Here is a 23,248-nt window from a genome sequence, read left to right as displayed (position 1 = left end):
CTCCTCTTTTTCCTTATAACGATCTCACAAAATCATAAATAGCCTGATTCATATCTGGCTGTTTATCGCCTACCATGGAATAATGATTGCTCGATGTTACAAACGTTTGAATATTTTGTGTATAGTTCACTGTATCTTGAAATAGCGGTTCTGCAAACAATGCAGGTAATGGGCCAATTGCACCGGTCGCCATCACTAAAAGCACAGGACTCGCAACTTTTTCTGCTATTGCCTTCGGATCATAATCTGCAAAACCTTGCAAATCTTCATTTATATTTTGGACATGCATTCTACTCTTCCAAATACCATCTATCTCGACAACCTCGTACAACACCGCTTGCTCAATCTCTTCAGACCATGTGATACCTAACATTGTATATAATTGCTGCATTTCTTGTAAGTACTGGTCCTTAGACAAATACGTTTTGTGCAGTCTACCAAGTGAGGGCTGTAGTATTGCACTAAGTGCAGGGTCAATTTTACATGCCCCGTCTAAGTAAATTACTCCTTTCACATGTGGATGCTCACTAGCAATAATCGATGTGATAAATGCACCCATTGAATGTCCGATAATTATCGGTTCGTTGATTGCTAGCTTTTCTAGTAATATGGATACATCTTTAGCATGTTGTAATACAGAACTCGTTTCTGATGGGTCACTTTCCCCTCGCCCTGCCAAATCCACAGATACCGTTTTAAAGTCTGCTTTTAACAACTGAACTAAATGATAAAAATTATGCTGATGTCCAGTTAAGCCGTGTAAAAATACAATGGTATCGTCTCCTTGCCCATCAAGTGTAACGGCCAAATCTCTTCCACCAACATCCACAAGTAATTGCTCCATTCCTTCACCCCTTCTAATAATAGAAAATTCTAACAAATTAATGATAGCACGAGAGAAAGCTAAATAAAAAGCAGAAGTAAAAAATCTTTCTTTTACTATCACTGAACATAATAGAAGGCAGCCTCAAAAGACGATATTCTTCGCTTCAACGGCTACCTTATCTTGGTTATATAATTCTTTTTTCTTTCGCACCTTTCAACCACATTGGAAACTCATCAAGTAATTGCTCATATAAGTGTTCATCAGTTATCGTTTCCATACTATCTAGATGAAAAAAATTGGCGTTATCAATGAAGCGCCCCTCCATCGAATCTAGTTTACGTAAAACATCAAAGTTCGAATCCCCTATACCTACAAACTGCCAAAATAGCGGTTTAGTAGATGATTCTACAATGAAGCGTTTTATCCCATTCTTACATCCACCATCATTAATAAAAACAATAAATACAGGATCTTGACTTGGCTCTTCATTCACATATTTTTTTATAACATCTTCCATAACAAGTGGCTCATCATTTCGCCCAAATTTATGTACACCTACATTATTTAGAATTTCACGCTCAACATATCCAACAAAATCTTTTTCTGTTACTGCTGGTAATCTTGAAAATTCATTATCATATACCCAGACATCCAATGCCCCGTCATCATCAAACTGACTCGCGACTGCAAGTACTCGTTCTACAGCTTCTTGAACGACTCCCTGACGATAAAGCTTACGCATAGAACCTGAAATGTCTAGTACTATTCCAACACGTGCTACAACTCCCTTTAAATTCTTTTTCTCTAAAACGAGCTTAGCAGTTTTCTTTTTCAAATTAATGGAACTCATTTCACAACACCTCCAATAGTAAATATATTACAATTGAATTATATATCATTCCTATAAATTTGAAAATACACATTAGTTTTCTACAAAAGAGGGAACTGTCCCAAAAGTCCTTCAAATAATAACAATCGTTTCCTATATGGTAAAAACCCGCTTCGCATTCCGCGGGCAAGGCACGAGCCACATCCGAGCAACAAGATGTTTTTTTGTACGAAAGCGAAGCGTCAGCAAGATAAATTGTCAAGGAGGACATGACAATTTTAGCCTTCGTTCCTCATAATCTTCCTGTTAGGTCTCGTGCTCTATCTTTTCCAAAGAAGTCTACGACGATTTTTACTTTTTGGACAGCCCCCATACTATTTATTGTGTCTTCATCCAATTGCACAGCATTCGTACTACTAATCGATTTACCTCCGAAGGGAAAAAATGTGTTAGCTTTTCGTAGTACCAAGTCTCATAATTTTTTTGAGCATCCTTTAAATAAAATTCTAGTTGTCTTGCATGTTCAATATCAACATTTTCATCGCGTAGTCCATGAATAATGAGCACTGGTGCAGTAATATGTTCAACTTCAAATAATGGGGTCCTTGCATCGTACGCTTCAGGTACACGATTAGGTGTGCCTCCGATAACACGCTTCATCATTCGTCGCATATCTGTACGCTCCCAATATGTTGCAGTTGCATCGGAAACACCTGCCCATGTGACCACAGAAGTAATATCCTTTCGTAAAATGGCCGTCCAAAGTGCCATAATCCCTCCACGTGAAAAGCCAAAAACATGAATATTATCATTACAAAATTGTTTTAAAACATCCACACCATATATGGCATCGAAGCGGTCCCGACCAGCAAATTCATCTCTACCTTCACCACCTCTATTACCACGATAATAGGGCGCAAAGACAATGAATCCTTGTGCAGCAAACTGGGCCACTCGTGCTGGTCTGACCATGCCAATATTTTGCATGCCACCTCGTAAATATAAAAAGCCATCATATGTACCACTTGCTTTTGGTTCAGCTAATAAGCCCTTCACTCGTAATCCCTGTGACATATACGTAATTTCCGTTAAACGAATAGTAGGGTTTGGTGAAGGATACGCACGCTTTTCTACTATTTCACCATTTGTCGTCATTACGCTTCACTTCCTCTAGCATTTTCTGCATGCCCTCGTCCTTCATATGAAAGCTTAAATTTGGATGATTCGCAAACTCTTCATCGGTTAACCACATCATACCTGATGTTTCTAAATCAAAGTCAATTTCCTCTTGACCTGCAAATTGTGCAGTGAAGACTGTTTTACAAAATAATATGTCATCATGAACTGCATATTCTGCAAACCATTTAAGATTTTTCACGTGTACACCTGTTTCCTCAAATACTTCTCGTACGGCTGCTTCTTCTAATGTTTCGCCACGTTCTAACTTTCCACCGGGAACTTCCACCCCACGACGTTTATGAATCGTACATAACCACTTATTTTCATGCTTTAAAAAGACCAGCACATGTTTAGGTTCCACCTTAAACTCGCCTCTTGTAAAACTTAAATCTACTTTGTAGCCATTCAAATCTATAAATGAAAACACTGTTGTCAACTCCTAAACTTTTAATGTCGCACAAGCATCACTCTCTTCAATGCATTTAAAATTCCTACACTGTGTCGAAATTATTAATAAAAAGTAGTGACTTCTTCATTCGTGATGGTATAAAATCGATGTTCTGTTTCTGCTTCAAAAAAGAAGGGGAATCTCCCTCCCATTTGAGATACTATGGAAACATGTTTTTTGCTCTATGAGAAATGTGCTATCCATTTCGTAGCCTATGCAATTTATATTGATTAGAGATACATTTATTTTACTATAGTGTAATGATGTAACAACAATCAACCGATAAGATTTTGCCACGTCCCTCGGCCCATTCAATTGAAAAAAGCGTGCTTCAAAATACTTGAAGTCACGCTCAATTATTATCTAGATTACTTGTTTACCATCAAAATATACTGTCGGGTTTTTTACCACACAATCGATATGGACATCTGCTGCATTCGTGCCACCAAAAGGCACATTACTGCCAAATGCAATATGAATGGTGCCATATACTTTTTCATCTTCCAGCACATTCCCACACAAAATAGCACTTTTATTTACGCCAATACCAAATTCAGCTATGATACGACCATTCCCCTGTCCTAACAAAGCCAGTAATCTTTCGCCATCTAGGCCAATTGCATCTTCCAGACGACCATTACGAATTTTTAATAATAAAGGCTCCGTTAATACACCAATATTTGCAATAGAACCATCAATTAAAATATCACCATTCGCGGATGTTTCAACAGGTGCAATATATGATTCTCCAGAAGGGATATTGCCATAGTCGCCTGCATGGCGCACAATACCCGTCGAACGGATACCACTTCGGTTTGCTACACTAAAAGTTAACTCATGGTCATCTTTTATAATGACTACATCTTTTGCAACATTCAGTAGATTCACATATATTTCCACAAGTTCTTCAATTTCATGAGCATCTGCATGTAGGGCACCTTGTTCTAGCATCGTGATTGTAACTCCAGGCATCGTCGCTACTCGCCCACCGTTTTCACACGCCTTTTTACGTGCCACTGTATGTGTTAATGAGTGTGAAGTAATACACAATGTAACATCTACATTTGCCATCAACGATGATATAGCTGTAATTGGCTCTTGTCCTGATTTTTGCAAAAGCGGCATAACTACCAACATCGTATTTTCTGTAATTGTTAGTCCTGCTTCATAAAAAATTTGTGCTATTTCTTGTTGATGAATATCCGTTAAAATAACAAGTGTTTCCGAAGATTGAACATTCAAATTTCCTGCTAAAATATTTCGTGCAATATCTTGTAAATGTTGCATCGTTGTACTCCTTAATTAAAATTCAGATGATATTTACGTATGATACCTTCAATTTCATGTTTTGCTGCCGTTAATGGTTGCAAAACTTCTGGCATGCGTTGTTCCGTAAAACGATAAGTTGGGCCAGATACAGTAATTGATCCTACAACCTGTTCTTCGCTATTAAAAACTGGCATGGCAAGCGCTAGTACATCTGCTGTATATTCGCTATTACTGGTTGCAAAGCCGCACTCTCGGATTGCTGCAAGCTCAGCACGAATTTTTGTCGCATCTGTTAATGTATTAGTTGTATAGGCCACTAAAGGAACATCAATAACTTGAGAAATTTGTTCATCACTCAAGTATGCGAGCATCGAGCGATAGGAAGCACCTACATAAAGTGGTGTTCTACTACCCTTTGACACGGAAAACTTCACCTTATTTAAAGGCTCTGCTTTCAGTAAAGTGAGCGCTTCTAGCCCATGTAAAACTGTGAAAATAGCTGTTTCGCCCGTAGTATCTTTTAATTTTTCCAGAGTTGGCAAACAAAGTTGGTCAATATTTAATGAATCATACATATTCATGCCAATTTCCCATAAAGCAATTCCTAAAGAGTATTTTTTTGTAATAGGATCTTTTGTAATAAATCCATTATTTTCAAATGTTTCAAGAATTCGATATAGATTCGTATGATTAATATTCATTTCCATAGCCAATTCGCGGCCGCCCCATGTTGGCTTTTCTTTTGTAAACATCTTTAAAACAGCAATAGATAAATTTAAAGTTTTTAGCATTTCTCTCATCCTTCTGAACTATTTATCAAAAGCAAGAGAGTAAAAGAGTCTCTTACTTTTGATATAGAAAGTCAATTGCAGCTGTTATATATACTTTTGCACAACGTACGATGTCCTCCACACGTACTTTTTCGTTATAACCATGGATACTTGGTAAGTAAGCTGGGCCGTATTGCAGCACAGGAATATCATGTTGTCTAAAATGGCGTGCATCGCTACTTGCCCATTGCATAACACCGTACGCTTCTTTGCCCGTAACAAATGAAATATTATCAACAATCGATTTGCAAACGGGGTCTTCTGCTGTTGTATAATTTGCCACACTTTTAAATCCAAAGCGATTAATCGTATAATCAATATGCAAAGCATCCAATTTATTTTCCAAAATTTCAGTCACTTTTTCTTGGGTAATACCAAATGGTAAACGGCAATCTATGTGTACTTTACAATAATCTGGAATTACATTGGACTTCGTACCTCCCTCAATTGTACCAATATTTACAGTAATTTTCTCTAATACTTCTTGATATTTCAAGCGATCTTTTTCAACTTCACGCATGTATTTTTGTGATACTTCAATGAGAGGCTGTACATCCACAGGTATATCAATTTCAATATCCCATAAAGTACGAATTTCATTTATAGCACGAATAGCATCGACAATGGCATTTCTACCTGCTAAAGGTGACAAACTACCATGACCAGGTTCTCCTCGTACTTCTAATTCAAACCAGTAAGAACCTTTCTGCCCAATAGTCGGGTTTAAAGGCGATGAAGGCTCTGCAATCAAACAACCATCACCACTTACGTATCCACGCTCTAATAACCAAGGCACACCAAATTCGCCCCCTGTTTCTTCATCTGGTACAATAGCTAGTGTTAATTTCCCTGGTAGTTCGATATTTAGTTTTTTTAACATCTTTGTTGCAAAAATAATACCAGCTAAGCCTGCTTTCATATCACTTGCTCCACGGCCCAGCATCCAGCCATCCTTCACCTCTCCAGAAAATGGATTGAATTCCCATTTCGAAAGATCGCCTACTGGTACAACATCCGTATGGCCACAATAAACTAATTCTTTTCCTTTACCATTACCAATAGAAGCAACTAAGTTAAACATTTTTTCAGCAGACTCATATTTGTCGTATGGAATATTTACTTCATTTAAATAATCCTCTATAAACGTCGTAATTTCAGTAGTATCCCCGGGTGGGTTTACACTCGGAATTTGAATTAATTTTGCACAAAAATCAATTAATTCATCCTTGTTATTTTCAACTTCTTCGATTAACTGTAGTTTTAGATTTTTTAATTCATCCATGTATATTCATCTCATTTCCTTTTGTTTGTAAATGATTCATACTACCATACAGTTGTTCAATTCGTGCGAACTGCTCTTCATCATAAAATGAACATCTATTTGCCCCATAAATTTTTGCTACCTCTAAGGAGAAGCGAACAACATTTTCTACATCAGTTACATGTGTAGCACCAGTAGCACAACCAGCAACAGTTGATTCTGTTGTAATTGCGACACCAACAACTGGACTAGTAGTGGCAACAGCTGGTTGTAAAATACTATTTATATGGAATAGTCCATTTCCATAAGGCGTAATATCCTGTGTTGTGATAGGTAGTATAACTGGTGAAATACCTGCTGTTTGTGTGTAAACATGTAATAAATCGTCACTAATTTTTAGAATATAACCTTCTTTTACCGTAGGTGTGATAGCAAATCCTTTGTGGTTACAAACTGAATTACCTTTGGTTGTGTCAATCGATAAAATTGCATCCATCTCTGGGTCTACTTCATGTTCATTCATCACACTCATATCAACTGGTGAGTTCATGAATGGCACTGGCTCATGTGGTAAAATTGGAGCGGCTGGACAAATATGGGTAGCGAAAATAATGTCCCCTTCTAATTGATCACCCTTTAATGCCATATCTAATGTTTTTGCTGCACCTGCCATACATGCTAGTGCACCATCACCGTCGGAAACAAAACCCGTCATTTCTGGTCGGGCTCCAATCCCACCTAACCGTCCAATAACACCTAAAGTTGGTGCGCTGCCACCAGAAGATTTACCATTCTTGCCTTTAACTACAACCTTTATAAAATCAGTCGAAGCATTGTCAACTGTAATTGTTTTTACCATTACATCCGCTGATGGATTGACATTGTGTAAGTATTCTTTGACGACTTTTCCATTAACATGCTTACTATCCATTACCTCGTATAATTCAATAACATGTTTTAATGACATAATAATTACGCTCCTTTTTCTCATCAATTGTACTTCGTGTACGGGGTGTCCGCCTCTAAGGTTATATTTAGGCTAGTACGAAGCAGGTCAGTTAGCTGTAGTTGCTTGAACTGCCCACAACAACTTTAGATGCAACTCTCTTTTATCCCTCGAAGACTTCCGCTGGTGGCTTAGGGCAATACTGGACATTAAGTACCCTAAAAAGTAGCGGTCTTGTCCAATTTTCATAAGTCGACAGAGATTTCTCGACCCCTTTGAAAAAACAAAAAATTCTTGGTATTCATTTCCTTGCTTTAAGAAGGAAGTGGTTTCTGCTGAAGAGATTTAAATAGATGACAGGAAACTTGATGTGTCGTAGAAACCGTATCAAGAACAGGTTCCATTTGTGAGCATTTTTCCGTTGCGAAGCGGCAGCGCTTATGGAATGCACAGCCACTCGGAGGATTTACTGGACTTGGTACATCTCCTGTCAAAATAATGCGGTCCTTCGTATCAAAAGGATTTTCTTTTGGAATAGCTGATAATAGTGCTTGTGTATATGGATGTTGGGGGTTATCGTATATCTCTTCATATGAACCGATTTCTACGATTTTCCCTAAATACATGACTGCAATGCGGTCACACATATAGTTCACAACATTTAAATCATGTGAGATGAATATATAGGTTAAGCCAAATTCATGCTGCAAATCTTTTAGTAAATTAATAACCTGTGCCTGTACAGATACATCTAGTGCTGAAACCGGTTCATCACAGACAACAATATCTGGGTTTAGTGCTAGTGCACGGGCAATATTAATGCGCTGTCTTTGTCCACCAGAAAATTCATGTGGATGACGCTTGGCATGGTATGCACTTAAACCTACAGTTTCGAGTAAATCAACAACTCTTTGTTTGCGTGATGCTTCGTCACCAATCCCATGAATCGCTAATGGTTCTGCAATCAGATATTCAATTGTTTTACGTGGATCAAGGGATGCATATGGATTTTGAAATACCATTTGAATTGATTTACGTGCTGAACGGATTTCTTTCGTGCTTAAACTTGCTAAATCTATTCCATTAAATTCTACCGTTCCTTCTGTTGGCGTAATTAATTGATTAATTAAGCGTGCTACTGTAGATTTACCACAACCTGATTCACCTACAATCCCTAGTGTCTCCCCCTTATATAGTTCAAAGCTTACACCATCCACTGCTTTTACAAATTGTGTCGTCTTCTTAAAAGGAATTGAATTTTTAATAGGGAAATACTTTCTTAAATTATTTACTTTTAGTACAAGCCCTTTACGTTGTTGCATTAAAAATCCCCTCCTTACGCGCTACAATTTGTTCTCTTGATTGCAAATGGCAAGCAACAAAATGATTATCTTGTACTTCCATTAGTTCAGGCACGTTACTACGGCAAATATCCGTAGCCATAGGACAGCGAGCCGAAAAATGACAGCCACTAAGTGACTTGCTTAAATCTGGTGGACTCCCCGGTATTGCAGGTAACCGTTCTTGTTCTTGTATCCCCACTGTAATTTGGGATTCAAGTAAGCCCCATGTATAGGGGTGCAGTGGATTGTCATATAGTTGCTTTGTTGTTGTAGACTCGACTGTACGTCCCGCATACATTACATTCACCTTGTCACAAAGTTCCCATACTACCCCCAAATCATGAGTTATAATAATAATTGCAGTGCCATGATTTTGCTGTAAGTTTTTCATCAAATCTAAAATCTGTGCCTGCACTGTTACATCAAGGGCGGTTGTCGGCTCATCGGCAATTAATAACTTTGGATTGCATGCTAATGCGATGGCTATCATTACACGTTGACGCATCCCACCTGAAAATTCATGGGGGTACATTTTCAAACGCTTTTCAGGCTCTGGAATACCAACCATTTTGAGCATTTCAACAGCCTTAGTACTTGCCTCTTTCTTCGTCATTTTCTCGTGTGCACGTATGACCTCAATGATTTGATTTCCTACCGTTAATACCGGATTCAAACTTGTAATGGGATCTTGGAAAATCATAGACATTTCATTGCCTCGTACATTCCGCATCTCTTTTTCGGAAATTCCTACTAAATCTCGACCATTAAAATGAATTTTCCCATTCGTTATTTTACCTGGCGGAGATGGGATTAAACGCATTAAAGCTGTAGCTGTAACACTTTTCCCAGAACCTGATTCTCCGACTATGCCAAGTGTTTCCTTCTTATCTAATTGTAAATTAACACCATTTACTGCTTTCATCGTAGAGCCGCCACTTATAAATTCAACTGTCAAATTTTCAACATCAAGTAAACGCTCAGCCATAACTTCACCCACTTTCATGTTAAACTTTCATTTTCGGATCAAGAGCATCTCGTAGTCCATCACCTAAAAGATTAATACCTAGTACTGTTAACAAAATACAAATTCCTGAGTATGTCGCCATTTGAGGATTTAATACTAAAAAATCCTTACCATCTTTCAATATACTTCCCCAAGAAGCAGTCGGTGGTTGAATACCTAATCCTAGAAAACTAAGTGCTGCTTCAGAAATAATAGCCCCCGCTGTACTCATCGTGCCATATACAATTAAAGGCGCCATGCAATTCGGTAAAATATGACTAAAAATAATACGCTTATGTGTCGCGCCTAATGAATGTGTCACTTCAATAAATTCTTCCTCTTTTACGCTTAATACTTGTCCACGCACAAGACGGGCAAACCCTGGTATATTCGCAATGCCAATTGCAACGATAACATTTACTAAACCTTGACCAAGTACAGTCATTAACGTAATAGCTAGTAAAATAAATGGGAATGCAAAAAGACCATCCATAGTACGCATAATCATTGAATCTAAACGACCACCAAAATATCCTGCTAATAAACCAAGTAATGTCCCAAATATTGCGCCAAATAGAACTGCCGCAATTCCTACAATCATTGAGATGCGTGTACCATATATTAAGCGACTAAATAAATCACGACCATAGTTATCTGTACCAAGTAAGTGACCTTCTGTATTTACTGGTAAAAACGATTTCCCAATACTCATTTCATTCGGTGGATGTGTTGCAATCAACGGTGCAAATATAGCTATAATCGTCATTATTGCAACAATAACTAAGCCGATTGATGCTAATTTATTTTTTAACAACTTTCTAAGCAACGTATTTTTTTTCTTGTTGTCATTCACTATTGCTTGAGCCATCGTTATTTTTTCCCCCCATCCGATTCTAAATTTACTTTTGGATTCACAACTTTATATAAAATATCAACTGCTAAGTTAATTAATACGAAAATCAATGCGATGAAAATAACGGTTCCTTGTACCACAACAAAATCGCGTTTATCAATCGCATCTACAATGAGTCGTCCCATCCCTGGCCAACTAAATATTGTTTCTGTTAATACTGCACCGCCTAGTAAATTGGAAATTTGCATCCCTAATACTGTTAAAATCGGCGTTAATGCATTTTTGAATGCATGTTTCCCAATAACCAAATATTCTTTAATCCCTTTAGATCGTGCCGTTTTAATATAATCTTGGGAAATTACTTCTAACATACTAGAACGTGTAATACGTGCAAACGTGGCCATCGGAATTGTAGCTAATGCGAACGCAGGTAATATTAGATGTTTAATATATGTCCATACACCATCCTCTAAACTCCCCATCCCTGTAGCTGGCAACCAGCCTAAGTTGACACTAAACAATAGAACTAACATAATTCCTAACCAAAAGATTGGCATAGAAACACCAACTAAGGATACTAACATGACAGCATAATCTATCATTTTGTTTTGTTTTCTAGCTGCTAGAATTCCCGCTGGAATCCCAATTACTACTGCAATTACTAATGCTGCGAGAGCTAAAATTACTGTATTCGGAAACCTTTCTAAAATGAGCCCAATGACAGATTCACTATAAGAATATGAATGACCCAAATTAAGCTGCGCTAAGTCTGCTACATATGAAATAAATTGTGCAGGTACCGATTCATTTAACCCTAATTCGTCTCTTAAATTTGCTACATCTTCAACACTCGCTTGTGGTCCTAGCATCACTGCTGCTGGATCACCAGGTATTAACCTTGTAATAACAAAAACAATAATGGCCACTACCAAAAGCGTTGGTATTAGATTGATTAACCTTTTTAAAATATAAGAGCCCATATCAAAAGACCTCCTTTTTTCATTATCAGAAACACTGGTTCATATTGTGAATAACTAAATACTACACGCACACATCTTCATTTGTAAACATATTTTTCAGAATTATTTTAATTTTATATTTACTTTCTATTAACAACTATGCTATTTTTAATGTCGAACCTACCATTTTCGAAACAACGGTTCATATTGTGAAACAAAAAACAAGGAGGCATGCATGTATGAAGAAAAATAACTTAAAAAAATCTTTTTTGATAGTAGTTTTAACATTAGTCATTGGCCTTGTAGCTGCTTGTGGAGGCGATAACTCGAATAAAGGGAGTTCAACTGGAGAACAGAAAAATGGAGAAGTAGCAATGGGCGGCACTTTAAAGGTCGGTCTTTCTGCAAATGCTAAAACATTTGATCCTATTAAGTACACAGGTGTCTATGAATCACAGGTAATGCGCCAAATAGCCGACACTTTAGTTGTTTATAATAAAGACCTTTCTGAGATAATCCCTTCTTTAGCAACAGAATGGAAAGTGTCAGATGATATGTTAGTTTATACATTCAAATTACGTGAAGGTGTCAAATTCCAACCTGGTAAATACCAAGATGGTCGCGAAATGACTGCTGAAGACGTTAAGTATTCACTAGAACGTTCTGCAAAAGAATCTGCAATGAACCGTTTAAGCGGTGTAACAGAGGTAAAAGTTTTATCTGATTATGAACTAGAGATTCATTTAGCTACACCAAACGCAGCATTACTAGCTATGCTAACGGATGCAGGTAACATTATTATTCCTAAAGAAGAGGTTGAGGGCTGGGGAGATAATTTCTCTGACCACTTTATAGGCACAGGTCCCTTCCAATTAAAGGAATGGAAAAAAGACCAAGAAGTACAATTTGTTCGTCATGAAAATTACTGGGGTGAAACACCCAATATAGATAAATTAACAATGAAGTTTATTTCAGATCAAAATATGATGACGAATGCGTTACGCTCTGGTGATATTGATATCGCGATGGATGTGAAAGGACAAAATCGTGAAATCATTAAACAAGATAATAATCTAGAACTTTTAACAAATGCAGGGCTATCCATCGTCTATCTAGATTTAAACAATAAAGTAGGGCCAACAGCTGACGTGCGCGTGCGAGAGGCCATTTATAAAGCAACAAACGTCGAGGAAATTATCTCTGGTGTAAATCAATGGGGTGGCGGTGATGTTTCTTATCTACCTTTACCTCCAGGTTCATGGGGGTATGATAAATCTTTAATTGGCTTAGTACCAACGTATGATCCTGCCGCTGCGAAAAAATTACTGGCTGAAGCTGGTTATCCAGATGGCTTTCAAACGGAAATTTACGTATCGGAAGCACGTGTACCTTATGCAACAATTTTCCAAAGTCAATTAAAAGAAAACTTGAATATCGATGTAGAAATCAAAGTTTTAGAATGGGGTACTTATAGTGACACAGTAGCTAAAGGAAAAGCTCCGATGAATATCGGTGGCTGGACGTGGTACCCTGACCCATACTTCTTCTTATATCAGCTTTACCACACCAAACAAGTAGGCGCCTTAGGTAATGGTAAAGGCTATAGCAATCCAGAGGTCGATGCATTGTTAGATCGCGCTGTTTCTGAAACAGTTGTACAAGAAGAGCGTGCGGCTTTATATCAAGAGGCACTAAAACTCATTTTAGCTGATGTTCCACGTATTGAATTAGAAGCAACACAAACAGTGGCAGGAGTTAATAAAAAAGTACAAGGCTTTAATGTTTCTGCAGATAATTCTGTTCAAATCGTACACCCGAACGGGACAAACGTGTCAATTTCAAAATAATGATAGAACCCCGAGGAATTCATACGACATCGACTACAGATGTACTATTCAAAAGCTTTGTAAGCATTTAATGACACGTGTAATACTCTCGAACATCCACAGTTGTCTAGAAGTTTGTGGGAAAATTTGATAATTAGAAAAGCGGAGATGTAATTCTTCGCTTTTCTATTGATTGGAGGATTTTATTTGACAACACGTTATACAAATGGACTTGTTTTTAATGCCGAAACTCGAAATTTTGAAAAGAAAAATTTTGATGTACAAAAACAATATTTCAAACAAAGCAATGCGGTTATAGAAACAGAAATAGATTTAGATGGATATTATGTAACACCCGGCTTTATCGATAGTTGCTCCCAAATTGGTTTAACTGAAATAGGTATTCGTTGGGAGGGGGATGATAGCTTTGAGTTTGACTCAAATCTGCAATATTCAGTACTTGATGGCATTTATCCATTCGACGCAGCATTTAAAAAAGCGCTTTCCCATGGGATAACAGCCTCCCATATCGTACCTTCCGCGAAAAGTTTGATTGGGGCAAAAACAGCGATTATTCATCACGCGCATATAACCGTTGATGAAATGGTAATTAAACAAGATTTTGCTTACTCTTTTTCGATTGGTCAAAATGCCAAAAGTACATTTTTTACTTCCAAGAAAAAACCGCTCACTCGTATGGGTATAGCTAAAATACTACGAGAAACGCTTCAATCTATTAAAGAGCAAGAGCCACTAATCCGTAAAATAATCGTGCGAGCACATAAGGCAGTCGATATTGAGTTCATTGCTCGTTTACAACAACAGTTCGACTTCGAGTTCCATATTATCCATGGGACTGAAATTCCATCTGTAGAAGATACAACATTCAATACCGTGATCGCAGGTCCAACATTCCGTTATATCGAACATAACGAAATGATTGCACTCTCACCAAAACTCTATCAACAACTTAACAATCGCGATATTCCCTTTGTTTTCTGTACAGATCATCCTGTGAGTAGCTCGACCCATTTAGCACTTGAAGCCTGTTTCGCCGTCCGTGAAGGTTTAACACGTCAGGATGTACTGTACGCATTAACAACAGGGGCGGCAAAGTTTCTCGGTATCGAACATGTAACAGGTACTATCCGTGATGGATTACTAGCAGACTTTGTCGTATGGAATAAACATCCTTTGGATTTAGATGCAAAGGTTGTCGCGACTATTATAAAGGGCCAAAAAGTATTTTCAGGGGTGAGGGATGACAAATGATTATTTATCATAATGCACATTTTATATCAGCAAATGATCACAACGATACTTTTGAACAACTCTGGGTAGAAAATGAAACCATTACTTATGCTGGCCCTGCTAAAGAATTCCCTTGCCATGCCGAACATATTGATTTACAAGGAGCTTTTGTCACGCCTGGTTTAATCGACATCCATGCACATGTTGGTACTTGGGCAGAAGTAACAGAAGATATTAATGATGCGAATGAATACAGTGAACCCTTTACTCCACTGATGCATGCTTTAGATAGTGTAGATATTCATCATTTCTCATTTCAACATGCGATTGAAGGTGGCATTACTACCGTTCAAACAGGTCCTGGTAGTGCCAATGTAATTGGCGGGATATGGAGTATTATAAAAACAGCAGGTCCCACTCTTGCTTCGCGCATATTAGTGGAACGAAGCGGTTTGAAAGGTGCCTTAGGGGAAAATCCAAAAAATGTTTTTGGCAATCAGTATAAACGAAAACCTATGACACGTATGGCAATAGCCCAAATTTTACGAGATGGCTTTCAGCGTGCCACTCACCTGTCAGATGATGAAATGAATGAACAAATTTCACGCAACTTAGAGTTACGTCCATTTATTGAAGTACTACGTGGTGAAATGCCACTGCGTCTTCATTGTCATCGTGCAGATGATATTATGACTGCCATCCGAATTGCCAAAGAATTTAATATTAAACTCCATTTAGAACATTGTACAGAGGGGCATATGATTGTGGATGCTGTGAAAGCAAGTGGCTTTCATGCAACAGTTGGACCCTATATGCTTACGCCATCAAAATACGAGACACGTAACTCTACACCAGCAATCGCTAAAATCTTTAAAGAGTATGACATCCCTTTTGCTATTATGACAGACCATCCTTTTGTACCTGTACAGTATTTAAAGTACTGTGCATCAGAGGCTATGCGTTACGGATTAGATGAAGATACTGCATTAAAAAGTATTACGCATAATGCTGCCAAACTTGTACAACTCGACCATCTTATAGGCTCACTAGAAGAAGGTAAACATGCTGATTTCGTCGTATGGTCTCACCCTATTTTTACGACTGAAGCAAAAGTGCTACAAACATTTGTTAATGGTAGAAAATACTACGAAGCGGAGTGAGTAAATAATGAATTCTAATATTGCGATTGTCACAATAGGACAAGCCCCCCGTAAAGATATGGCTGATGATATTCTACAATTAAAAAAGGCTGGCTTACATGTTACAGAGTTTGGTGTACTCGATTTACTTTCTTCTTCTGAAATTGCTACACTTGCACCTAGCATTCAGGATTTAGATGTTTTAGTAACATTACTTGCCAATGGTAAACAGGTGAAACTAAGTAAAAAAAAGCTCCTGCCCTTTATTCAAAAGCGAATCAATGATGTGACAGAACATACTTGGATTTTATTTATGTGTACGGGCGATTTTACAAATGCACTCGTTGGTAAAAACCTATTACTCCCTGATCGATTGCTTACCCATTTAGTCTATGGTATCCATGCTGATTTAAAGCTTGGATTGATTGGGCCAGAACCCGAACAACTGGTAAGTATCGCGGATAAATGGCACAAGGCAAAATTTGATTTCACGTATGCTGCAAGCTCACCGTATCATTATAATGAACAACATCTATTGGGCAAAGCAAAAAAGTTACAACAACAAGGAGCTGACATACTTATCCTTGATTGTATGGGCTATTCGACTACAATGAAAAATGCGATAAAAAAGGAACTTTCTATTCCTATTATGGTACCCAGGGAAGCTGTATTTTCTATTTTGACGACCATTAACTAATAAAAATTAAAAACGCAAGAATGTTGCGACACAACATTCTTGCGTTTTTAATTTTGGTGGACTGCATCGAATAACTATCCACAGCAAATGGCCATGAAGTCTCATGAAATCAAGTACTTCACTAAGTAGTTAGACACGTCTATTGAAATATGGTAATTGTTCCACGAAAGCTTTTGTATCTGCGTCTCCATATTCATGCACTAAGGCATAAATTTTTTTTAAACGTAAATCAATGGCATCATTTTCTTGATCTAAATGATAAGGTACATAAGGTAATTGTGCACGCCATGCATTCGAAATTTCTAGTAGCTGCATTTGCTGAAAGATTTTTTCAAAAACGTCTAATGCTTGTCGATCTACATTGAGCTCAAAATTCCATTGACCTTCATATGGATTAGTATAATACGTTTTATTGGCAAGTGAAAAGTATACGCGTTGACGATCCATAGCACCGAAACACTCCTTTTTCCATAGTATGATGGTAAAAGAGTGATTTTATTCGTTGGAATGTCAAACTTCCTTCACAACTAACTATAGTACATCTTTTATAATAGTAATGATGAACAAGGAACGGAGTGAATGCCATGAATTTAACTACTCTCATTATCGTAGCGATAGTTATTGTTATTCTAATAACAGTTGCTACCATTTTAAGTGTCAATCGTGCTTATGCCTATAAACATACAGTTGACGAAAAACCTAAGCAGAACTTTCAGCATCATGATGACTAGTTCAATTAGTATATTTTCAAAAGCCTTTCTCTTATAATAACAATATCAATTAGAATTTGGAGTGAAAACAATGGGTGTGCCATTACCAATTATTATTATGATCGCCATGATGATGCTAATGTTCGGAGTTTCTGTCATCGTTATCATGAAGAAAAAAGGAAACTCGTTCATACAAACCATCGATGCGAAGCCTGAGGAAAGCACTGCACAACATAAGGACCAACAAGTATGAAATATCCCTTTATATGGCTCATTCAGTTGTACAGAAAATTCATCTCACCGATGACGCCACCATCGTGTCGCTTCCATCCAACATGCTCGTCTTATGGTTTAGAAGCTCTTCAAAAACACGGTGCCATTAAAGGATTACTATTAACCGTTATACGTATTTCAAAATGCCAACCATTTCATCCAGGTGGCTTTGATCCTGTGCCTGAAAAATGGCCTTCGAAAAAGAAATAATTTTCGAAGGTCATTTTTTTCTTGTACTTTTTTCTGATGTGCGTTATTATAGGAACTGTTCAAAAAATAAATCGTAATGATTACTATTTAAGAGAGGTATACTAATTATATGAAAAAATTATTGTTATTTTTCCTAGTTACTGTTCTAGCTATTTTTACAGCTGCCTGTGGCGATAAGTCCTCAACGCCCAAACAGTCTGACGCTAAAGATAAGTTGTCCATTTACACGACTGTTTATCCATTAAGTTACTTTACTGAGCGAATCGGTGGCGATTTTGTAGAGGTATCATCAATTTATCCTCCTGGTGCTAATGAGCATACATTCGAACCTACTCAAAAAGATATGATGCACTTAGCAGATGCTGATTTATTTTTTTATATTGGTCTAGGTCTTGAAGGTTTCGTAGAAAATGCGAAAAAAACATTAGCCAAAGAAGATGTTACAATGGTTGCTACCGCAGACCAAGTATCCGATGAGAAATTAGCTGTTAGCACGGGTCACACGCATGACGATGAGGGCGAAACAGCTAATGCACATGATCATGACGCTACTGAAGAAGAGCACGTTCATGCTGAAGAAGGTCACAATCATGAGGATCACGATCATGGTGATGTCGATCCCCATGTGTGGCTGTCTCCTGTGATTAGCCAAGATTTAGCACTTTCCATTAAAAACGCATTAGTTGAACAAATGCCAGCACAAGAAGCTACATTCACCGCTAATTACGAAGCATTAGTAAAAGAGTTACAAGATTTAGATAATGAATTTAAAACGATGGCTGAAAAAGCCGGAGAAAAAACATTCTTCGTCTCACATGCAGCATTCGGCTATATTGCAGGTGAATATGGCTTAACACAAGTTTCGATTGCAGGTTTAAATTCTCAAAATGAGCCATCTCAAAAGGAATTAACTGCCATTGTAGATAAAGCAAAAGACTTGCACATTCACTATATTTTATTTGAGCAAAATGTATCATCTAAATTAGCAGAAGTAATTCAAAAAGAAGTTGGTGCGGAATCACTTGTTCTGCATAACTTAAGCGTTTTGACAACGGATGATGTCAAAAATAAAGAGACATACTTCACCCTAATGCAAAACAATATGAAAACTTTAAATACAGCATTAAACGCGCATTAACATTCACGTGAGAAAGGAGGTGCCCCGAAAGCAAGATGGGACACCTCCTTTATTATGACTAATTTCACTTGAGGCATTCTTTTTTCCATTCTGTGAACACTTGCTAACATTTGCTGTGCAACCTCTACCTCTTCGAATGTTGGCAATTCAGTACCATAAGCAATAGTCTTTGCAACTACAATTTGCTTATTCATATCGTAAGGGACCATCTGTATTGACCTGTCATTCTTTACATAACTTTTATCTAAATGACTAGGCTGTGCTTCTAATTGCATCGTGTAAAGCTTATTTTGCCCAAAAATAGACAGTCCATAATCGTTATTTAAGCTACTAAAAACAACAGGGGCCGTCATTACTTCAACCTTACTGTCCTGCTGTAAAGCTGAATAATCTTCACTAGTTGCTGCTGGGTAGCTTGCATAATCCCAAGTATGATCCTGTGCTAACTGTCTATCTGACAGTAGAAAATAGTTGTAACGTACTTCACCTTGACGATCAGGTAATGGATCATCCCACGTAACGTCAATATGATACCATGCCTTCTCTAACTTCACTAATACCCAGGCATGGAGTTGATCCCCTACTTCTCCCGTTACATATTGCACCTCGAAGCCTAGCATCTCCAACATCCGAAAAAGCACTAAAGCATATGCCTGACAAACTCCCTTGTTTTCCGTTAGTAATGTGTAGGGAGAGTATTGACTTCCTTTCGTTTCATTCGAGTATTCCGAAGTTAAGACAATAAAATCATGTGCAGCTTGTAATTTTTCCAAATCGCTTAATCCATGCATAGGTGCAATAATATCTGTCAGTGTCCGCTCTACAAAATCCTCCTCATCCTGAGAAATATGATAAGTAAATTGAAATTCGATGACAATATTATTGGCATAGCCATCATACTTCCATTTAAAACTAGAAATATTGGCGTAAAAATAAGGGTCCTTTATCGCATGTTTTATAAGCTCTGTTAGTTCATCTTTCAATGCCGATGTATCACCTGTGTATCGTATATCAAACTCAGTAGCTAACTGCATTACTTCCTGTTGAATTTGATATTGTAGTGTCTCTAGTGTATTGACTGTTGCAATATTTTTTTGTTGGTAATTTGCAAATACTTGCACATGACTCATTTGTAGAACAAATAATATAATGATGACATTATATATATATTTCCTCATTTGAGTCATTCTCCTTTACTAAATAGTTTATGCCGGCCATTAGATATTATGTTAATTTATTATTAAATTACCCTAAAATAAGAGCTTTAATAAACAAAAGTGCTATCTGAAGGGTATGATAACCTGGGCATAAACAAAAAAGGAGTTTCTTAATGAAGGCATTTACTGTAGATCATAAAAATAAATTTGGTCCGGAAAAAGCCACTCGCTTTCCGCGGACGAATCAGCTAACCTCCTCGTTCCACAGGAGTCTCGCAGCTTTCTCCTCTCTATATGGTATCAGGGAGTATTGGGCGATGATGTCAAAAAACTTACAGAATGACCACTAAAATAACAATTACTCAAGTGATCCCACAAGAACACTTAGTACATAAACTATGCGTTGGACAACCGTAAGAGGTCTCAAAAATTGTTCATGCAGACGATACTTACTTTTGCTGCCATGAATTAGAAGAAACTCGCTTGCTATGTGGATATGGCGATAGGTAGTGTCTCGAAAGGAACAATGATTTTACATATGAACACGCATTAATGAAAATCACTGAAAACATCAAAAGGTTCCGGAAATAAACCGCATTCCCAAAACCTTTTGTCTTCAATCTGAAGCCTTCATTTTAAATGTCAGATGGAAGTAATTCCACCAATTTTCTTCGCAATAACTTATTTGCACCATTGCGTGGGAGTTCATCGATAACGATGATTTCTTTCGGTACTTTATATTTAGCTAGCTTAAGTTGACAAAACGCATGTAATAGCTCAATGGATATTTGTTCTTTCAAAACGACAAAAGCTATTGGTACTTGGCCCCATTGAGGATGGTCCATTCCACATACCCCAGCTTCTTGTACAGCAGAGTGTGCCAATAGTACATTTTCAATTTCGGCAGGGTAAATATTTTCTCCACCAGAAATAATTAAATCTGCACGACGGTCGACAACAAACAAATAGCCGTCTTCATCCATATAACCTATGTCTCCTGTATGAAGCCACCCCTCTATGGTCGAACTCTTTTGTGCAAAACGACCAATATAACCTGGTGTTACATGTGGACCACGAATACAAATTTCCCCTTCCCCTTGTGCATTTGGCTCTGAGATTTTAATTTGATTGAAAAATAATGGCTTCCCTGCTGAACCAATTTTTTGCATAGCATCTTCGCTCGCTAATGTAGCTGTTTGCGAAGAGGTTTCCGTCATACCATATGTTTGTGCAACAGCAAGATTTAGAGCACTTGCCCGTGTCAAATAATCCTTTGGAACGGGGCCACCCCCTGCCAGTAGCATTTTAAATTGTGGTGAAGCTAGTGCATTTCTCTGCTCAAGGGCATGTAAAATTCGTTCTAAAGTCACTGCGACCACCGACATATAAGTCGCAGCACCTTCAATAATATTTTGAGCGATAGCGTCTGCATCAAAATTCTCGTATAACTGCACTTTATTGCCGTACAATAACGACCGCACTAAAATAGAAAAACCGCTAATATGAAATAGTGGCACAGCACATAGCCATGTATCATCTGCTTGTAAACCTAAATTAAGAACTGAGGCCGTTGCACTTGCCTGATGATTCCCAACCGTTTGCCGAACACCCTTTGGGAAACCTGTTGTACCAGATGTATACATAATTGATGTAGTTTGTGTTGATGTCCACTCTTTCGCAATATCAACGACTTGTTCAAAACTATTCTCAACAGTAGAAAACAAATGGTATGACAAAGTGTTTGTCGGTATTTTTTCAGCATCCTCATCTGCTACTAGTACTGTTACAGCCTCCGAATCTTCTAGTTGATAAGCAATTTCTGAACGCGATAATCTACGATTTAGCATCACCATTTCACATTGCAAATGCATACAGGCATATATCATTACAACAAGTCCGGGTGTGCTTGGCCCCATGATAGCAATTCGATCTTTTTGTTTAATGCCAAGCGCTGTTAATTGACGTGCACGTTTCATGGAAAGCTCATTTAATTCTTGGAACGTCCATGTTTGTCCTTCATATGTGAGCGCACTACGTAATGGTGTTAAATACGCGCGCTGTAAAATCCAATTTGGATACATTTTTGTTCCTCCACTCATTCACTCTATTAATCTTACCGCTTTTTGACACAATCCGTCTATCCGTCTGTTTTGCATCCTTATCCGTCATTTTAATGATAATATCCGCCTCAATCTTACAAAGACATAAAAAAGCTCGCATCTACTAAGAGATACGAGCCGATAATCGATCTAAATAATCAAGGAAATCTTGGGAATTGACCAAAGTCTGGTTGACGTTTTTCTTTGAATGCGTCACGACCTTCTTTTGCTTCATCTGTAGTGTAGTAAAGAAGTGTTGCGTCACCAGCCATTTGTTGAAGACCTGCTAAGCCGTCTGTATCTGCATTCATCGCTGCCTTTAAGAAACGTAGTGCAGTTGGAGACATTTGCAACATTTCTTCACACCATTGAACTGTTTCATCTTCCAATTGTTCATAAGGAACAACTGTGTTAACTAATCCCATATCAAGTGCTTGCTGTGCATCGTATTGACGGCAAAGGTACCAAATTTCACGTGCCTTTTTATGACCAATGATACGTGCAAGATAGCCTGAACCGTAACCCGCATCGAATGAACCAACTTTTGGTCCAGTTTGTCCGAAACGAGCATTATCAGCCGCGATTGTCAGGTCACATACAACGTGTAGTACATGGCCTCCACCGATAGCATAGCCTGCAACCATTGCTACTACTGGCTTTGGAATAACGCGGATTAAACGTTGTAAATCAAGTACATTTAATCGTGGGATTTCATCGTCCCCTACATAGCCGCCATGACCGCGTACTTTTTGGTCACCACCTGAGCAAAAGGCATGTTCTCCTTCTCCTGTTAAAATGATTACACCCACATTTTTGTCATCACGCGCGCGTGAAAATGCATCGATCATTTCCATAACCGTTTTAGGACGGAATGCGTTGCGAACTTCGGGACGGTTAATCGTTACTTTAGCGATCCCGTTATAGAACTCATACTTAATATCTTCGTAAGTATGTAATGTAGTCCATTGACGTGTCATTGTATTACCTCCTAATTTATCAAAT

24 protein-coding genes are annotated in these 23,248 nt (G+C 37.9%); 8 read left to right on the top strand and 16 right to left on the bottom strand.

Annotated features, from left to right (window positions below; translation table 11 throughout):
* Window positions 1-13: 13 nt before the first annotated feature.
* The 12 genes from C9J35_RS02665 to C9J35_RS02610 all read right to left on the bottom strand — a co-directional run bounded on the left by C9J35_RS02665 (window position 14) and on the right by C9J35_RS02610 (window position 11,767).
* A complete protein-coding gene (locus tag C9J35_RS02665; RefSeq protein WP_054767232.1) occupies window positions 14-844 on the bottom strand; it encodes an alpha/beta hydrolase in 831 nt (276 codons plus the stop codon).
* Window positions 845-1,010: 166 nt separating this feature from the next.
* Complete coding sequence (locus C9J35_RS02660) at window positions 1,011-1,676, bottom strand: vWA domain-containing protein (RefSeq protein ID WP_107923326.1); 666 nt, start codon at window positions 1,674-1,676, stop codon at window positions 1,011-1,013.
* A gap of 357 nt (window positions 1,677-2,033) precedes the next feature.
* Window positions 2,034-2,810 carry an alpha/beta hydrolase family protein gene (locus tag C9J35_RS02655; protein ID WP_107923325.1) on the bottom strand — a complete coding sequence of 259 codons (777 nt, stop codon included), beginning with the start codon at window positions 2,808-2,810 and terminating at the stop codon, window positions 2,034-2,036.
* Window positions 2,794-3,261 carry an NUDIX domain-containing protein gene (locus C9J35_RS02650; protein WP_054767231.1) on the bottom strand — a complete coding sequence of 156 codons (468 nt, stop codon included), beginning with the start codon at window positions 3,259-3,261 and terminating at the stop codon, window positions 2,794-2,796. The genes C9J35_RS02655 and C9J35_RS02650 overlap by 17 nt, the downstream gene beginning before the upstream one ends.
* Window positions 3,262-3,645: 384 nt before the next feature.
* A complete protein-coding gene (locus tag C9J35_RS02645) occupies window positions 3,646-4,569 on the bottom strand; it encodes an aminopeptidase (RefSeq protein WP_107923324.1) in 924 nt (307 codons plus the stop codon).
* An 11-nt stretch (window positions 4,570-4,580) separates the two neighbouring features.
* Window positions 4,581-5,342, bottom strand: a complete 762-nt coding sequence (locus tag C9J35_RS02640) for an IclR family transcriptional regulator (RefSeq protein ID WP_054767230.1) — start codon at window positions 5,340-5,342, stop codon at window positions 4,581-4,583.
* Window positions 5,343-5,394: 52 nt separating this feature from the next.
* Window positions 5,395-6,663, bottom strand: a complete 1,269-nt coding sequence (locus C9J35_RS02635) for a M20 family metallopeptidase (protein ID WP_107923323.1) — start codon at window positions 6,661-6,663, stop codon at window positions 5,395-5,397.
* Window positions 6,656-7,609, bottom strand: a complete 954-nt coding sequence (locus C9J35_RS02630; RefSeq protein ID WP_054767229.1) for a DUF1177 domain-containing protein — start codon at window positions 7,607-7,609, stop codon at window positions 6,656-6,658. The genes C9J35_RS02635 and C9J35_RS02630 overlap by 8 nt, the downstream gene beginning before the upstream one ends.
* 293 nt (window positions 7,610-7,902) lie before the next feature.
* Complete coding sequence (locus C9J35_RS02625) at window positions 7,903-8,910, bottom strand: ABC transporter ATP-binding protein (RefSeq protein ID WP_054767228.1); 1,008 nt, start codon at window positions 8,908-8,910, stop codon at window positions 7,903-7,905.
* A complete protein-coding gene (locus tag C9J35_RS02620; protein ID WP_107923545.1) occupies window positions 8,897-9,916 on the bottom strand; it encodes an ABC transporter ATP-binding protein in 1,020 nt (339 codons plus the stop codon). Before C9J35_RS02620 ends, C9J35_RS02625 begins: the two co-directional genes overlap by 14 nt.
* A 19-nt stretch (window positions 9,917-9,935) precedes the next feature.
* A complete protein-coding gene (locus C9J35_RS02615; RefSeq protein WP_107923322.1) occupies window positions 9,936-10,802 on the bottom strand; it encodes an ABC transporter permease in 867 nt (288 codons plus the stop codon).
* Between the two features lie 2 nt (window positions 10,803-10,804).
* Entirely contained in the window at window positions 10,805-11,767 is a 963-nt protein-coding gene (locus tag C9J35_RS02610; protein ID WP_107923321.1) for an ABC transporter permease, read from the bottom strand.
* A gap of 218 nt (window positions 11,768-11,985) precedes the next feature.
* Here C9J35_RS02610 and C9J35_RS02605 point away from each other — a divergent pair, with 218 nt between their 5' ends.
* From C9J35_RS02605 to C9J35_RS02590, 4 genes are all read left to right on the top strand, one after another.
* A complete protein-coding gene (locus C9J35_RS02605) occupies window positions 11,986-13,593 on the top strand; it encodes an ABC transporter substrate-binding protein (RefSeq protein ID WP_107923320.1) in 1,608 nt (535 codons plus the stop codon).
* Window positions 13,594-13,779: 186 nt separating this feature from the next.
* The gene (locus C9J35_RS02600; protein WP_107923319.1) at window positions 13,780-14,844 is read left to right on the top strand and encodes an amidohydrolase family protein; all 1,065 of its coding nucleotides are present in this window, start codon (window positions 13,780-13,782) and stop codon (window positions 14,842-14,844) included.
* A complete protein-coding gene (locus C9J35_RS02595) occupies window positions 14,841-15,983 on the top strand; it encodes an amidohydrolase family protein (protein ID WP_107923318.1) in 1,143 nt (380 codons plus the stop codon). The genes C9J35_RS02600 and C9J35_RS02595 overlap by 4 nt, the downstream gene beginning before the upstream one ends.
* A 7-nt stretch (window positions 15,984-15,990) precedes the next feature.
* Window positions 15,991-16,659, top strand: a complete 669-nt coding sequence (locus tag C9J35_RS02590) for an AroM family protein (protein ID WP_235616181.1) — start codon at window positions 15,991-15,993, stop codon at window positions 16,657-16,659.
* A gap of 129 nt (window positions 16,660-16,788) precedes the next feature.
* Here the strand turns inward: C9J35_RS02590 and C9J35_RS02585 are convergent, their stop codons facing one another.
* The gene (locus C9J35_RS02585; RefSeq protein WP_107923316.1) at window positions 16,789-17,106 is read right to left on the bottom strand and encodes a transposase; all 318 of its coding nucleotides are present in this window, start codon (window positions 17,104-17,106) and stop codon (window positions 16,789-16,791) included.
* A 137-nt stretch (window positions 17,107-17,243) separates the two neighbouring features.
* Between C9J35_RS02585 and ytzI the strand changes: the two genes are divergently transcribed.
* The 4 genes from ytzI to C9J35_RS02570 all read left to right on the top strand — a co-directional run bounded on the left by ytzI (window position 17,244) and on the right by C9J35_RS02570 (window position 18,990).
* A complete protein-coding gene (gene ytzI / locus C9J35_RS02580; RefSeq protein WP_107923315.1) occupies window positions 17,244-17,390 on the top strand; it encodes a YtzI protein in 147 nt (48 codons plus the stop codon).
* A gap of 70 nt (window positions 17,391-17,460) precedes the next feature.
* Window positions 17,461-17,622 carry a hypothetical protein gene (locus C9J35_RS23455; RefSeq protein WP_167395911.1) on the top strand — a complete coding sequence of 54 codons (162 nt, stop codon included), beginning with the start codon at window positions 17,461-17,463 and terminating at the stop codon, window positions 17,620-17,622.
* A complete protein-coding gene (gene yidD, locus C9J35_RS02575) occupies window positions 17,619-17,852 on the top strand; it encodes a membrane protein insertion efficiency factor YidD (protein ID WP_054767226.1) in 234 nt (77 codons plus the stop codon). Before C9J35_RS23455 ends, yidD begins: the two co-directional genes overlap by 4 nt.
* A gap of 109 nt (window positions 17,853-17,961) precedes the next feature.
* A complete protein-coding gene (locus C9J35_RS02570; protein ID WP_107923314.1) occupies window positions 17,962-18,990 on the top strand; it encodes a metal ABC transporter solute-binding protein, Zn/Mn family in 1,029 nt (342 codons plus the stop codon).
* On the opposite strand, the gene C9J35_RS02565 is transcribed toward C9J35_RS02570, so the two are convergent.
* The 3 genes from C9J35_RS02565 to menB form a co-directional block, all read right to left on the bottom strand.
* Window positions 18,987-20,168, bottom strand: coding sequence for a transglutaminase domain-containing protein (locus tag C9J35_RS02565; protein ID WP_107923313.1), 1,182 nt, complete (start codon window positions 20,166-20,168; stop codon window positions 18,987-18,989). The two genes, C9J35_RS02570 and C9J35_RS02565, sit on opposite strands and share 4 nt — an antisense overlap.
* A gap of 614 nt (window positions 20,169-20,782) precedes the next feature.
* Window positions 20,783-22,228 carry an o-succinylbenzoate--CoA ligase gene (locus tag C9J35_RS02560; RefSeq protein ID WP_107923312.1) on the bottom strand — a complete coding sequence of 482 codons (1,446 nt, stop codon included), beginning with the start codon at window positions 22,226-22,228 and terminating at the stop codon, window positions 20,783-20,785.
* A gap of 176 nt (window positions 22,229-22,404) precedes the next feature.
* Window positions 22,405-23,223 carry a 1,4-dihydroxy-2-naphthoyl-CoA synthase gene (gene menB / locus C9J35_RS02555; protein WP_054767225.1) on the bottom strand — a complete coding sequence of 273 codons (819 nt, stop codon included), beginning with the start codon at window positions 23,221-23,223 and terminating at the stop codon, window positions 22,405-22,407.
* Window positions 23,224-23,248 lie beyond the last annotated feature (25 nt).

It is taken from the genome of Lysinibacillus parviboronicapiens, assembly GCF_003049575.1.
Taxonomy (GTDB): domain Bacteria; phylum Bacillota; class Bacilli; order Bacillales_A; family Planococcaceae; genus Lysinibacillus; species Lysinibacillus parviboronicapiens.
The sequence above is the reverse complement of the archived record's forward strand: the minus strand, read 5'-3'. Positions and strand labels throughout refer to the sequence as shown.